Annotated in this window: 8 protein-coding genes; 7 read left to right on the top strand and 1 reads right to left on the bottom strand. The window is 72.3% G+C overall.

What is annotated here, in order from left to right; all coding sequences use genetic code 11:
- Nucleotides 1-21: 21 nt before the first annotated feature.
- Together ACFY10_RS50105 and ACFY10_RS50100 are read left to right on the top strand one after the other, a co-directional pair.
- Nucleotides 22-912 carry a hypothetical protein gene (locus ACFY10_RS50105; RefSeq protein ID WP_390672101.1) on the top strand — a complete coding sequence of 297 codons (891 nt, stop codon included), beginning with the start codon at nt 22-24 and terminating at the stop codon, nt 910-912.
- Nucleotides 913-949: 37 nt separating this feature from the next.
- Nucleotides 950-5,587: a hypothetical protein gene (locus tag ACFY10_RS50100; RefSeq protein ID WP_390672100.1), complete on the top strand. Its 4,638-nt coding sequence runs from the start codon at nt 950-952 to the stop codon at nt 5,585-5,587.
- 31 nt (nt 5,588-5,618) lie between these two features.
- Here the strand turns inward: ACFY10_RS50100 and ACFY10_RS50095 are convergent, their stop codons facing one another.
- Nucleotides 5,619-6,149 carry a hypothetical protein gene (locus ACFY10_RS50095; protein WP_390672180.1) on the bottom strand — a complete coding sequence of 177 codons (531 nt, stop codon included), beginning with the start codon at nt 6,147-6,149 and terminating at the stop codon, nt 5,619-5,621.
- A gap of 417 nt (nt 6,150-6,566) precedes the next feature.
- On the opposite strand from ACFY10_RS50095, the gene ACFY10_RS50090 reads away from it, so the two are divergent.
- Genes ACFY10_RS50090 through ACFY10_RS50070 form a run of 5 tightly spaced genes read left to right on the top strand, consistent with a single transcriptional unit; the run spans nt 6,567 to nt 14,567 of the window.
- A complete protein-coding gene (locus ACFY10_RS50090) occupies nt 6,567-9,488 on the top strand; it encodes a nitrate- and nitrite sensing domain-containing protein (protein ID WP_390672099.1) in 2,922 nt (973 codons plus the stop codon).
- Entirely contained in the window at nt 9,485-9,922 is a 438-nt protein-coding gene (locus ACFY10_RS50085; RefSeq protein WP_390672098.1) for a roadblock/LC7 domain-containing protein, read from the top strand. Before ACFY10_RS50090 ends, ACFY10_RS50085 begins: the two co-directional genes overlap by 4 nt.
- Nucleotides 9,923-9,931: 9 nt before the next feature.
- Entirely contained in the window at nt 9,932-10,327 is a 396-nt protein-coding gene (locus ACFY10_RS50080; RefSeq protein ID WP_390672097.1) for a DUF742 domain-containing protein, read from the top strand.
- Nucleotides 10,328-10,351: 24 nt separating this feature from the next.
- Nucleotides 10,352-13,981 carry a hydantoinase B/oxoprolinase family protein gene (locus ACFY10_RS50075; RefSeq protein ID WP_390672096.1) on the top strand — a complete coding sequence of 1,210 codons (3,630 nt, stop codon included), beginning with the start codon at nt 10,352-10,354 and terminating at the stop codon, nt 13,979-13,981.
- Nucleotides 13,962-14,567 (top strand): ATP/GTP-binding protein, encoded by a 606-nt coding sequence (locus ACFY10_RS50070; RefSeq protein WP_390672095.1) that lies wholly within the window; start codon nt 13,962-13,964, stop codon nt 14,565-14,567. The genes ACFY10_RS50075 and ACFY10_RS50070 overlap by 20 nt, the downstream gene beginning before the upstream one ends.
- Nucleotides 14,568-14,605 lie beyond the last annotated feature (38 nt).

Raw genomic sequence — 14,605 nt, 5'->3', positions numbered from 1 at the left:
ACGCGACAAGGAGCCCGAGCAGTGAGTGAGCACGTCGAGTGGAGTGAAACGGAGGCCCCGGCCTCGTCGGCGACCGCCGCCGTCACCCCCGCCGACGCCGCCGACGCGGCCCGGCTCGTCGCCTTCGGGCTGCAGCCCAAGCTGCAGCCCGCGCGGGACCAGGAGTACGCCGAGCTGCTGCGCCGCTACCGCGAGGACTCGCCGTTCGCGCGGCTCGCGGACGCCGTGGCCGCCGGGCTCGGACTCGTGGTGCTGGAGGTTTCCCCGCGCGCGGGGATGGCCGTGACGGCGGCCGAGGACTCGGTGTTCGCCGTCCGCATGGGCGACTACGCGCGTCGTACGTCGGCCGACGGCGGCGACCGCTTCCTGCACGGACTGGCCCATCTCGCCGTCGCCGCCATGGCGTTCCCGCGCCCCGAGGACCTCGCCGACGACGGATACATCGGGCGCGTGACGGTCAACGGTGTCGACGCGTTCGTACGGCAGGCCTGCCGCCGCCTGGAGGAGCGTGCCGACGAGCACGGCGACAACACCGACCCGGCCACCGACGCGCCCGGGCTGGAGGCCGCGTGGCGGATCTGGGCGAGACGCAGCGCGGCCGGTGCCACCAAGGACGCGCGCAGACTCGCCGGTTCGACCACCGGCATCGTCGGCAAGGCCGCCGCGTTCCTCACCGACTCCGGATTCCTGCAGCGCACCGGCGACGACAACGGCGGCACGTACCGGACGACTTCCCGCTATCAGCTCCAGGTGCGCGACATGGCGGGCAGCGCCGCGATGGCCGAGTTGCTGGAGCTGGGCGTGGTCCCGGTGACCGACGGCACCCCGACGCTGCTGCCGCCCGAGGACACCGACGACCTGGACCTGGCGGCCGACGCCGGGCTGCCGTTCCACGCGCCGTCGCACTCCTGAACCTCCCCGACCTGCCGAAGACTTACGAGAGTCCGCCATGTACGAGCTGTCCCGGGTCCGCCTCTACTCCATCGGTCCCGCCGGTGCGCGCTACGCCGACACCGTGCTTGACCTGCGGGGCGTGGGCGAGCCCGTGCCCGATCCCGCGCCCACCCAGGCGGAGTTCTTCGAGGAGGAGCCCGTCGGCCCGCCGCGCCGCCCTGCGCCCGCCGGCGTGCTCTTCCTGGAGAACGGCGGCGGCAAGTCGGTACTGCTGAAGCTGATCTTCTCGGTGATGCTGCCGGGCCACCGCAACACCCTCGGCGGCGCCAGCTCCGGCGTGCTGCGCAAGTTCCTGCTCGCCGACGACTGCGGGCACGTCGCTCTGGAGTGGCAGCACACGCTGACCGGCGAGTGCGTCGTCGTCGGCAAGGTCAGCGAGTGGCGCGGACGGCAGGTGTCCAACGACCCGCGGAAGTTCGCCGAGGCCTGGTACTCCTTCCGGCCCGGACCGGGGCTGTCCCTGGACAACCTGCCCGTCGCCGAGGCCACCGCGGTACGGCCGGTCGTCGAGGGGCAGTCGGGCGCTCAGGGGCGCCGGCGCACCATGAAGGGCTTCCGGGACGCCCTCACCGAGGCGGGCAAGGCGTATCCGCATCTGGAGGTGCACTGGGAAGAGATCCACGACCGGTGGATCGAGCACCTCGGCGACCTCGGCCTCGACCCCGAACTCTTCCGCTACCAGCGGGAGATGAATGCCGACGAGGGCGAGGCGGCCGGCCTCTTCGCGGTCAAGAAGGACTCCGACTTCACCGACCTGCTGCTGCGCGCCGTGACCGACACCCGGGACACCGACGGGCTCGCCGACCTAGTCAGCGGCTTCGGCAACAAGCTGGGCCGCCGGGCCGAGCTGATCGCCGAACGGGATTTCACCGCCGGGTCGGTGGACCTGCTCGGTCGGATCGTGGAGGCCGCCGAGGCCCGTGCACGCGCGCGTGACATCCACGCCGGCGCCGAGCGCCGTACCCGCACGCTGGCGCGCCGGCTGTCGGCGCGGGGCGTGCAGGAGCGTGTCCGGGCCGCCGACCTCGCCCAGCGCGTCACCGCCGCCGCGTACGCCGTCACGCACTCCGAGGCGGGCCGGGAGCGCAGCGCGCTGATCGCGGCCGAACTCGCCTACCGGAACGCCTCGTTGGCGCTCGCCGTCGCCGAGAAGTCCGCTGCGGGGCAGAAGCGCGAGCTCGCCGACGCGCGCACCCTGCACTCCGCCTGGCAGGCCGCCGAGGCGGTGCTGCGCCACCGCGCCGCCGCCGACCGTGTCGCGCGCGTGGCCGCCGCGATCCAGGAGGCCGAGCGGGACGCGGCCCCTGCGCTCGCCGCCCGCGCCAAGGCCGCAGTGGATCTCGTACGAGCCCTGCACACGGCCGCGGAGAGCGCCGAGAGCCTCGCCAACGAGGAGGAGGAGCGGTCCGCCGCGCTGCAGGAGGCCGGTGAGATCGCCTACCGGGATTCGACCGCCGCCGCCACGGAGGCGCAGCGGGCCCGCAGCGAGATCGGACACCTGCGGCAGCGCCTCACCGAGGTCGAACAGGAGACGGCCGAGGCGGTGCGCGCGGGCTGGCTCGACGACAGCGCGCCTGACGCCGACCCGGCCCGCGCCGCCCTCGCGGCGAGTGACGCCGAGAAGACGGCGGTCGCCGCCTGGGACACGGCGCGTGAGGCCTCGCACAAGGCGACGGAGCGCGCGCGCGAGGCGGCCTCAGCCGAGTCCCGCGCCGAGCTGACGGCCGCCCGCGCGGCGGACGCGGCGACGGCGACGCGGCGGTCGTACGAGGCCGAGCGCCGCATCACGGAGTCGCTGGCGGCCGAGGAGCGACTGGCGGAGCTGCTGAGCCTGTCCGGCAAGGACGCCCGGCCGTCGGCCCCGGACACACGGCCGTCGGTCCCGCACCCGCGCCACGAAACGGACAGCGACGAAGCGGCTCTCACCCCCGAGGAGCTCGACCGCTTCGCCGACGAACTGCGCGAGCTGCTCGACGACTCCGTGTCCTCCGCCGAGCGGCAGCTCTTCGAGCTTCGCACCGCGGCGGCCGACGACTCCCGGATCCTCGGCGCGCTCGGTGACGGCGGGCTGCTGCCCCCGGGGCCGGACGTGCTGGCCACCGTGGAGTTCCTGGGCGAGCACGGCATCCCGGCTCTGCCCGGCTGGCGCTATCTCGCCCAGGCCGTGGACCCCGCCGACCACGCGCGCGTGCTCGCCGCCCGCCCGGAGCTGGTCGACGGCGTGATCATCACCGATCCCGACACACACGCCCGCGCCCGCGAGGCCCTCAGCGACGCGGCGCTGCTGCCGCGGTCCGCCGTGGCCGTCGGTACGGCCGCCGCCCTGCTCGCCCCCACCCCGGCCGCCGACTCGGGCGAGAGCAGCGTCTTCCTCGTACCGCCGAATCCGGCCATGCACGACGAGCATGCCGCAGACGAGGAGCGGCAGGCGCTGCGCGCGCGGGCGACCGAACGGGACGAGGAGATCAGGACGCTCGCCGCGCGCCTCGGCAAGGACCGGGAGCTGGCGGCACGGCTCGCCTCCTGGCGTACCGGCTGCCCCGCAGGGCGGCTCGTCGAGCTGGCCCAGGCCGCGCACGACACGCGCGTGTTCGCCGAGGAGGCCGAAGCCGAGCTGACCGAGGCGCGTTCGGCGCGGGCCGAGGCCGACGAGGTCGCCGCCGAGGCCGCGCAGGTGCGGGACGAGCGGCAGGAGACGGCGCAGAAGGCCCGGCGCGCGGCCGACGCCCTCGCCGGACTCGCCTTCCGGCTGCGCGAGCGGGCCGGCTGGCAGGTCAAACTGCGCGAACTGGCCGACGACGGCGTCGAGTCGGAGGCCCGCGCCCAGGCCTGCCTGGAGCGCGCCCGCGCCGCCGACGAGGACCGCCGCGGCGCCCAGCGCGCCGCCGACGACGCCCGCCGCACGGCACGGGCACTGCGCGCCGAACGCGCGGAGATCGCGGGCGCCCCCGACGACGTACCCGAGGACGACGGGGCAGCCGACAGGTCGTCGCTGCCCGCACTCCGCGAGGCCTACCGCGCCGCCTCCCAGGTCTACGAGAAGGTCGGCGTCGGCGCCGATCTGCGCGCCGAGCAGGCCCGCGCGGAGAGCGACGAGAGCGCCGCCCGCGCCGAGCTGGACCGCCTCAGCAACAAGGTCCGTACGCGCGCGGAGCAGCTGCTGCAGTCGCCGGACGGGTCCGACGGGCCGTCCCGGCAGGCGGCCGCAGCCCGGGCCGAGGAACTGGTGCAGCTCCTGGAGACCCGGATGTCCACCGCGAGCGAGCAGCTCGGGCGGCTGCGCGGCGAGGCCGAGCGGCACGCGCCCGAGGACGGCGAGGCGCACACCGAGCTGCCCGAGGAACTCCAGCCGCGCGACGCCGAGCACGCGCAGGCGCTGCTGCGCACGGCGACGGCCGAACTCGCCTCCCGCACCGAGGCGTTGAGCCAGGCCCGCGAGGCGCACGCCGAGCTCCTCGACGCCCACCGCGCCGCCGAGGACGCGGCCGGCGGCTTTGACGAGATCGCCGCGATGCTCCGCGATCTGCTGCGCGAACACGCCCTGGAAGAGGAGCAGGAGGAGCCGGAGCCCTACCCCGGCAGCATCGAGGAGGCCCGGCAGGCCGCCGCCGAGGCCCGCCGCTCCCTGCGCGGCTGCGCCGCAGACCTGTCGGCGGCCGAGGCCGCCGTACGCGAGGCGAGCGACGTGCTGGTCCGGCACGCCAACTCCACCCGCTACGAGCAGGTCCGCACCCCCGCACGCCAGCAGATCCGCGAGCTGCCGGCCGCCGCGCTGCCCGAGCACGCCCAGAAGTGGGCGGACGCGTTCGCGCCCCGACTCCGCGTCCTCACCGACGAGTTGGCGCAGCTGGAGCGCAACCGGGACTCGATCGTGGACCGGCTGCGCGGCCTCGTGGAGTCGGCACTGGCGACGCTGCGGTCCGCCCAGCGGCTGTCCCGGCTGCCGGAGGGGCTGGGGGAGTGGTCCGGGCAGGAGTTCCTGCGTATCCGCTTCGAGGAGCCCGACCAGGCCACGCTCACCGAGCGGCTGGGCGAGGTCATCGACGAGGCGACCCGGGCGGCCGTGAAGAAGAACTCCGACCTGCGACGCGACGGCATGTCCCTGCTGCTGAGGGGCGTGGGCGCGGCACTCCAGCCCAAGGGCATCGCCGTCGAGATCCTCAAGCCGGACGCCGTGCTGCGCGCCGAGCGGGTGCCCGTCGGGCAGATGGGCGACGTGTTCTCCGGCGGCCAGCTGCTCACCGCGGCCATCGCCCTGTACTGCACCATGGCCGCGCTGCGGTCGAACGACCGGGGCCGCGACAAGCACCGCCATGCGGGCACGCTGTTCCTTGACAACCCGATCGGCCGTGCCAACGCGACCTATCTGCTGGAGCTGCAACGGGCCGTCTCGGACGCGCTGGGTGTCCAACTCCTCTACACCACCGGCCTGTTCGACACGACGGCGCTCGCGGAGTTCCCGCTGGTGATCCGGCTGCGGAACGATGCCGACCTCCGCGCCGGCCTCAAGTACATCAGCGTGGAGGAACACCTCCGCCCCGGACTGCCCCAGCAGTCCCAGGCGGAGGAGGCGGTGCACAGCGAGATCACGGCGACGCGGATGTTCAAACGCCCAGCGCCTGCAACCCCATAGAGGCGCGCGACCGGGGCGATGCGGGGCTTTCTCAGGAGTGCGACAACTGCCCTGCTCCGCCCCGCCGCCGTATCCGCTGCTGGGCCCGCGCCTGCCGCCGTGCCCTTCGCCGCTCGCGCCGCAGGGCACGGGCGGTGCTGCTCGGGACCGACACCACGCCGTTGCGCTGGTTCCACACCTGGCGGGTCACCCAGACGTCGAGCGCAGCCCAGGTCGCCGCCACGGTGCTCGCCACGCTGCTGAGGACCATCGGGAAGGTCAGCCACGATCCGGCCAGAGTGCACAGGAACGCCACCATCGCCTGGATCAGCGTCACGGCGATGATCAGCACCGCCCGCACCGCGGCCGTACGCACCGGATCGGGCATTCGACGCCGCCGTGCGGACTCCTCGACCCACAAGGGCCGGTTGTACGGCTGCTCTTCAGCCGTGGCGCGCCCAGCGGGCCCGGTCCCGCCCCCGTGCGCCGGAATGTCGTGATCCCGTGCCTCGGGACTCCGCCGCACCGTGAGGTGCGCCGCATCGCCCTCTGTGGGCGCCTCGCGCCGCTCCGCCGTGCCCATCAACGTGTCACTCCCCACCGCCAGCAGACCCCCGCCCGTGTCCGAACGCACGGCTCCCCAGTGGCTGCCCGGCTTGCGCTGCTTTACGCCGCCCGGTTGCGGGATGCGGCTCGTGTGGCCGATTCCGCCCTCATTTCCCGAAGAGAAGGACGAACGGCGCGTCCCGAAGATTCCCAAGAAACGAAAATTTCCGGCCAACTGACCGTCCACGCCGACCGGATCTGTACGGGTGGTCGCCGCACGATTGCGGGCGGCAATCTCCCGCAATGCCCGGACAACTCCCCATCCAGCTGAGCCAGTGCGGTAGTTCAGCCTCCGGACGGGTCTTCGAGTTAACTGTGGGTCGGTAGTAGGCTCGCGCCGTTTGTTGACGCACATGTGTACCCCCGGCCCGCGGGGGTCGAGCTGGGGGAGGCCATGCGCTTTCGCGGGAAGTCGATCCGCCGGAAGATCGTGGCGCTGCTTCTCGTGCCGCTGGTGTCCCTGACCGCGATCTGGGGATTCGCCACGGTACTGACGGGACGGGCGGTCACTCAGCTGTTCCAGGTGTCGACCGCTGTCGAGGACGTCGGCTATCCCATCGAGGACACCGTCCGTGTGATCCAGCAGGAACGCCGCCAGACTCTCGTCTATCTCGCCGACCCGCGGGCTTCGGACGCGCTCGCCGCGCTGCGCAGCACCCGCCGCGCCTCCGACGAGGCCATCGCCAAGGTCCGCAAGAACGCGAATGACCCCGACGTCCGCGACGGACTGAACGCGGGTGACCAAGAACGCCTCACCGCCGTCCTGGACGCCTTCAACGGCGTCGACTCCCTGCGCAGCAGCGCCGAGCAGGGCACGGTGAGCCGCGCCGAGGCCCTCCACCTCTACAACCGCCTTGTGGACCCCTGCTACGCCTTCCTGGCCGCCCTCGACGCGGTCGACAACGTGGAGATGGACCGGCAGGCCCGCGCCCTCGTCAACATCACCCGCGCTCGCGAACTCCTCTCCAGAGAGGACGCCCTGCTCGGCTCCGGACTGGTGGTCGGCAAGCTCACCCGCGAGGAGGTCCGCGAGGTCTCCGACCTGGTCGCGCAGCGCACCCAGTTGTACGACATCAGCCTGCCGGTGCTGCCGTCGGCGGAGCGTGAACGCTACGACCGGTTCTGGAAGAACGCCGCCACCGCCCCGCTGCGCTCGGCCGAGCGGTCCGTCATCGACTCCGGCGCCGGTACGCCCCGTTCGGTCGACGCCAAGAGCTGGGACGCCACCGCGGACAGCGTCCTCAACCAACTCGCCACCCTCAACGACCAGGCCGGTGACCGTCTGCGGGACCGCGTGCAACCGGTCGCGATGAACGTCATCGTCAAGGCGGCCGTAGCCGGCGTCCTGGGCCTGGTCGCCGTGCTGCTCTCGCTCGTGGTCTCGGCGCGCATCGGCCGCACTCTCATCCGCGACCTGCGTCAACTGCGTCTGGAGGCCCACGAGGCGTCCGGCGTACGGCTGCCCAGCGTCATGCGGCGCCTGTCCGCGGGCGAACAGGTCGACGTGGAGACCGAGGTCCCCCGCCTGGAGTTCGACAAGAACGAGATCGGCGAGGTCGGCCAGGCCCTCAACACTCTGCAGCGTGCCGCCGTCGAGGCCGCCGTCAAACAGGCCGAACTGCGCGCCGGCGTCTCCGAAGTGTTCGTCAACCTCGCCCGCCGCAGCCAGGTCCTGCTCCACAAGCAGCTCACCCTGCTCGACACCATGGAACGCCGGACCGAGGACACCGACGAACTCGCCGACCTGTTCCGCCTCGACCACCTGACCACCCGTATGCGGCGGCATGCCGAGGGTCTCGTGATCCTCTCCGGCGCCGCTCCTTCCCGGCAGTGGCGCAAGCCCGTCCAGCTCATGGATGTCGTCCGGGCCGCCGTCGCCGAGGTCGAGGACTACGAACGCATCGAGGTCCGCCGCCTGCCGCGGATCGCCGTCACCGGTCCGGCCGTCGCCGACCTGACGCATCTCGTGGCCGAACTCCTGGAGAACGCCACGGTGTTCTCTCCGCCGCACACGGCCGTCCAGGTCCTCGGCGAGCGGGTCGCCAACGGCTTCACCCTGGAGATCCACGACCGCGGCCTCGGCATGGCGGCCGACGCCCTCCTGGACGCCAACCTCCGGCTCGCCGAGACACCGGAGTTCGAGCTGTCCGACACCGACCGCCTCGGCCTGTTCGTGGTCAGCCGGCTCGCCCAGCGGCAGAACGTCCGAGTTTCCCTGCAGCCGTCCCCGTACGGCGGCACCACCGCGGTCCTTTTCGTCCCCGACGCCCTGCTGACGGACGACGTCCCGGACACCAACGGCATCGGCTTCCGACTCGACCGGCCCCACCACTCGAAGGAGGCCGAGCTGGAGCAGGGCCACGGGAGCGCGCTCTCCCGGAGCCCCGTGCCGCTTCCCGGTCTGCCCGCCGGCCTCCTGGACGGCCCGGTCGAACTGGAGGCACCGGTCGACCTCGACGCCATCGAGGACTTCCCGGGCGCGCTCGACGACGAGGACAGCGAACGCGGAGGGCTCTTCCGCCCCCGTCGCTCCATTGCCCTCGCGGAGGACGAGACGACCGGCCGCAACGGCGGTCAGCTCCATGGCGACCCGCACCTCCATGAGGCGGCCCCCGGCGACGACACGGGCGCGCCGGTCCCGCTGCCCCGCCGCCGTACGCCCAAGCTGGTCAGCTCGCACGGACGCCCGGTCACCGAGCAGCGGTCGTGGCGCGAGGACGCCGCAGACGAGCCGCCGACGGGTTCGGGACGCCCCGGGCCGGAAGCCGCCGCACCGTTGCCGTCCCGTCGTCGCGCCGAGGAGCCGTCGGCTGGGCGGGGTCCGGGCCGGCCCGACCAGGAAGCCGCGCCACCGCTGCCCACCCGCCGCCGCGGTGCCTCACCGCTGCGCCCGGGCACGGGCGGGGCCGACCGGCCCGCTGAACGCGCCGCATCCCCGGCACCCGAGCGAGGAGGCCGCGGCGAGAGCCCGCAGCCCCCCGCCCTCCCCATGCGCAGCTGCCCCACCGCGATCGCACCGAGCGGCCAGGACACCGCCGGCCCGCGCCCCGGCACCGCACCGCAGGAGACAGGCCCCGGCGCGGGCCCGCTGCCTCGGCGGGTTCGGCAGGCCAACCTGGCTCCGCAGCTGAAGCAGAGCGCCCAGCGCCGCACCGAGGACGACCCGGAGCTCGTGGAGCGGGACGCCGACGAGGTACGCAGCCGTATGGCCTCGCTCCAGCGCGGCTGGCAGCGCGGCCGTGATGAGAACGCCGCGGGCGACGACGCCCACAGCGGCGCAGCACCACAACGAACGACAAAGGGGGACGGTCGATGACCGCACCGAAGGCGACCGGCCACACTGCGACCACCAAGTCCGGGGAGCTCAACTGGCTCCTGGACGACCTGGTGGACCGTGTCGCGAGCATCCGCAAAGCCATCGTGCTGTCCGGCGACGGCCTGGCCACGGGCGTGTCCCAGGATCTGTCCCGGGAGGACAGCGAGCACCTCGCCGCCGTCGCCTCCGGATTCCACAGCCTGGCCAAGGGCGTGGGCCGTCACTTCGAGGCCGGCAACGTCCGGCAGACCGTCGTCGAACTGGACGACGCCTTCCTCTTCGTGACGGCCGCCGGCGACGGCAGCTGCCTGGCCGTCCTCTCGGACGCCGACTCGGACGTCGGCCAGGTCGCTTATGAGATGACGCTCCTCGTGAAGCGGGTCGGTGTGCATCTGGGCGCCGCTCCGCGCACCGATCTGCCCGCAGGTGGGTAGTGGGATGTCATGAGCGCTGACGGTCAGGGAAGAAGCCACTGGTTCGACGACGAAGCCGGCCCGGTCGTCCGCCCGTACGCGATGACGCGCGGCCGTACCACCAGTGCGGGCCAGCACCGCCTCGACCTGATCGCGGTGGTCGTCACGGAGCCCCAGGCGGACGATCCGGATGCCGACGTGACGCTGTCGCCGGAACACGTGGACATCGTCGATCTGTGCCGTGGCGCCCCCCAGTCGGTCGCCGAACTCGCCGCCGAACTCGATCTGCCCATCGGAGTGGTGCGCGTCCTGGTCGGCGACCTCGTCACCGGGGAATTCGTCCATGTGACGCGGCCCGTACCCCCAGCCGAACTGCCGGACGAGAGTATTCTGCGCGACGTGATCAACGGCCTCCGGGCGCTCTGAGCGGCGCGAAAGCGGGGTACTGACGTGACAGGCTGGCAGTTCTGGGTCGACCGAGGCGGCACGTTCACCGACATCGTCGCGCGGCGCCCGGACGGCCGCCTGCTGACGCACAAGCTGCTGTCGGAGAATCCGGCGCGATACTCCGACGCAGCGGTCGCGGGCGTACGAGAACTGCTGGACGGCTCCCAGGACCCCATCGAGGCCGTCCGCATGGGGACGACGGTCGCCACCAACGCGCTCCTGGAACGCAAGGGCGAACGCACACTGCTCGTCGTCACCCGGGGCTTCCGTGACGCGCTGCGCATCGCCTACCAGAACCGCCCGCACATCTTCGCCCGCCGTATCGACCTCCCCGAACTGCTCCACGAGCGGGTCGTGGAGGTCGACGAGCGGATCGCCGCAGACGGCACCGTCCTTCGCGCCCCCGACCTGGACGCCCTCCTCGGCCCCCTCCAGGAGGCGTACGACGACGGCATCCGCGCCGTCGCCGTCGTCTGCATGCACAGCCATCTGCACCCCGCCCACGAGCAGGCCGTGGGGGAGCTGGCCGCCCGCCTCGGTTTTCCGCAGATCTCGCTGTCCAGCGAGGTCAGCCCGCTGATGAAGCTCGTGCCGCGCGGGGACACCGCGGTCGTCGACGCCTACCTGTCGCCCGTACTGCGCCGCTACGTCCAGCACGTCGCCGATGAACTCCACGGCGTACGGCTGATGTTCATGCAGTCCAACGGCGGGCTCGCCGAAGCCGGGCAGTTCCGCGGCAAGGACGCCATCCTCTCCGGGCCGGCCGGAGGCATCGTGGGCATGGCCCGGATGTCGCAGCTGGCCGGCTTCGACCGCGTCATCGGCTTCGACATGGGCGGAACCTCCACCGATGTCTCGCACTTCGCGGGTGAGTACGAGCGCGTCTTCAACACACAGATCGCCGGCGTCCGGCTGCGCGCACCCATGCTGGACATCCACACCGTCGCAGCAGGTGGCGGCTCGATCCTCCACTTCGACGGCTCCCGCTACCGCGTAGGGCCGGACTCGGCGGGCGCGGATCCGGGGCCCGCCTGCTACCGCGGCGGCGGCCCGCTCGCCGTCACCGACGCCAACGTCATGCTGGGCCGGATCCAACCCGCCTACTTCCCCAAGGTGTTCGGCCCGGACGGCGATCAGCCTCTCGACGCGGATCTCGTCCGCGACCGCTTCGCCGCCCTCGCGCGCGAGATCCGCACAAGGACCGGAGACGACCGCACCCCCGAGCAGGTCGCCGAGGGATACCTGCAGATCGCCGTCGCCAACATCGCCAACGCCGTCAAGCGGATTTCCGTCCAGAAGGGCCACGACGTCACCCGCTACGCCCTGACCACCTTCGGTGGCGCGGGCGGCCAGCACGCATGCATGGTCGCCGACTCGCTCGGCATCCGGACCGTTCTCGTACCGCCCATGGCCGGCGTCCTGTCCGCACTCGGCATCGGCCTCGCCGACACCACCGCCATGCGCGAACAGTCCGTCGAAGCCTCCCTGGAGCCCGCGTCCATGCCCGCCGTCCTCAAGACGGCCGACGACCTGGAGGGAGCGGCCCGCGCGGAACTTCTCGCCGAGGACGTCCCCGAGGACCGCATCCGGGTCACCCGCCGCGCACAGCTGCGCTACGACGGCACCGACACCACCCTGTCCGTCGAGCTGACCGAGCCCGACACGATGCGTGACACCTTCGAAGAACGTCATCGCGCCACGTACTCCTTCACGCTCGACCGCCCGATCGTCGTCGAAGCCCTCTCCGTCGAAGCCACCGGCATCACAGAACCCCCCGATCTCTCTGTTCTCGCCCCGTACGAAGCCGCCCGCACAGACGGCTCGGCCGCGCCCGGGACCGTCCGCCTCCACACCGGCGGCGCCTGGCGCGACGTCCCCCTGCACCGCCGCGAGGAGTTCCCTCCCGGCGAAACCGTCACCGGCCCCGCGATCATCACGGAATCCAGTGCGACGACCGTCGTCGACGACGGCTGGCAGGCCGTGGCACGAGACGACGGGCATCTGGTCATGGAACGCGCGGCGATTACGGAGAGTTCCGATCTCGACACAAAAGCTGATCCGGTTCTCCTCGAGGTCTTCAACAATCTCTTCATGTCGATCGCCGAACAGATGGGCGCCCGGCTGGAGTCCACGGCCCAGTCCGTCAACATCAAGGAGCGGCTCGACTTCTCCTGCGCCCTCTTCGACCCGGACGGAAACCTGGTGGCCAACGCGCCGCACATCCCCGTCCACCTGGGCTCCATGGGCACGAGCGTCAAGGAGGTCATCCGCCGCCGGGGCACCTCGATGCGGCCCGGCGACACGTACGCCGTCAACGACCCGTACCACGGCGGCACTCACCTGCCGGACGTCACGGTGATCACCCCGGTCTTCGGCACGCAGGGTGACCGAATCCTCTTCTACGTCGCCTCCCGCGGCCACCACGCCGAGATCGGCGGCATCGCCCCGGGCTCCATGCCCGCCAACAGCCGCACCATCGAGGAGGAAGGCATCCTCTTCGACAACTGGCTGCTCGCCGAGAACGGCCGCTTCCGCGAGGAGGAGACCCTCCGCCTGCTCACCGAGGCGCCCTACCCCTCCCGCAACCCCAAGACCAACCTCGCCGACCTGCGCGCCCAGATCGCCGCCAACCAGAAGGGCGTCGACGAAGTCGCCCGCATGATCGAGAACTTCGGCCTCGACGTGGTGCAGGCGTACATGAAGCACGTCCAGGACAATGCCGAGGAAGCCGTGCGGCGGGTCGTCGACGCCCTGGACGACGGCGAGTACGCCTACGAGACCGACTCGGGCGCCGTCATCCGCGTACGCGTGCGCGTGGACCGCGAAAACCGCTCCGCGACCGTTGACTTCACCGGTACCTCCCCCCAGCTGGCGAGCAACTTCAACGCCCCCTTCGCAGTGGTCAACGCGGCCGTCCTGTACGTGTTCCGCACTCTCGTCGCCGACGACATCCCGCTCAACGACGGTTGCCTGCGCCCCCTCGACATCGTCGTCCCGCCCGGCTCCATGCTCGCGCCCGAACCGCCGGCCGCAGTGGTCGCAGGCAACGTCGAGACCTCCCAGGCCATCACCGGCGCCCTCTACGCCGCGCTCGGCGTCCAGGCCGAGGGCTCCGGGACCATGAACAACGTCACCTTCGGCAACGAGCGGTACCAGTACTACGAGACCGTCGCCTCCGGCTCCGGCGCGGGAGAGGGCTTCCCCGGCGCGCCCGTCGTACAGACCCACATGACCAACTCGCGGCTCACCGACCCCGAGGTCCTGGAGTGGCGGCTTCCCGTACAGCTCGACGAGTTCGCGGTCCGGGACGGCAGTGGCGGGCGCGGTCGGTGGCACGGCGGCGACGGTGCGGTGCGCCGCATCCGCTTCCACGAGCCCATGACGGTCTCCACGCTCTCCCAGCACCGCAGAGTCCCGCCGTACGGCATGGCGGGCGGCGAGCCCGGTGCGCTGGGCGCCAATCGTGTCGAGCACGCGGACGGCACGGTCACCGCGCTCGGCGGAAGCGACTCGGCGGACGTCGGCCCGGACGACGTACTCGTCATCGAAACCCCCGGCGGCGGAGGCTACGGCCCGCCGTCGTCCCACCCCCATCAAGCAGGAGAAGAGAACGATGATCTTCGGGCGTTCTGAGCGCGGGAAGCCTCCGGTCGAGCCCGTCACGCTCAAGATCCTGGTGGCCGGCGGCTTCGGTGTGGGCAAGACCACCCTCGTCGGCGCGGTCAGCGAGATCAGGCCGCTGCGCACCGAGGAACTGCTCACCGAGGCCGGCCGGCCCATCGACGACACGAGCGGCGTGGAGGGCAAGAACACCACCACCGTGGCCATGGACTTCGGCCGCATCACCCTCCGCGAGGACCTCGTGCTGTACCTGTTCGGCACGCCCGGGCAGGAGCGGTTCTGGTTCATGTGGGACGAGCTCTCCGAGGGCGCCCTCGGCGCCGTCGTGCTCGCCGACACCCGCCGCCTGGAGGACTGCTTCGCCGCCGTCGACTACTTCGAGCGGCGCTCCATACCTTTCCTCGTCGGCGTCAACTGCTTCGAGGGGTCTTCCCGTTACCCGGCCGACGACGTCCGCCAGGCCCTCGACCTGGACGACGACGTACCGCTCCTGCTGTGCGACGCCCGCGACCGGGAGTCCGTCAAGGAGGTCCTGATCGGCGTGGTCCAGCACGCCATGGCGTACGCGGCCGACCGCCGCCAGACCGTCACCACCTGAACCATGTGCGCGGCCCGTACCCCCGCCGACCGGGGTAC

Source organism: Streptomyces sp. NPDC001401 (assembly GCF_042895385.1).
Classification (GTDB): Bacteria; Actinomycetota; Actinomycetes; order Streptomycetales; family Streptomycetaceae; genus Streptomyces.
The sequence above is the reverse complement of the archived record's forward strand: the minus strand, read 5'-3'. Positions and strand labels throughout refer to the sequence as shown.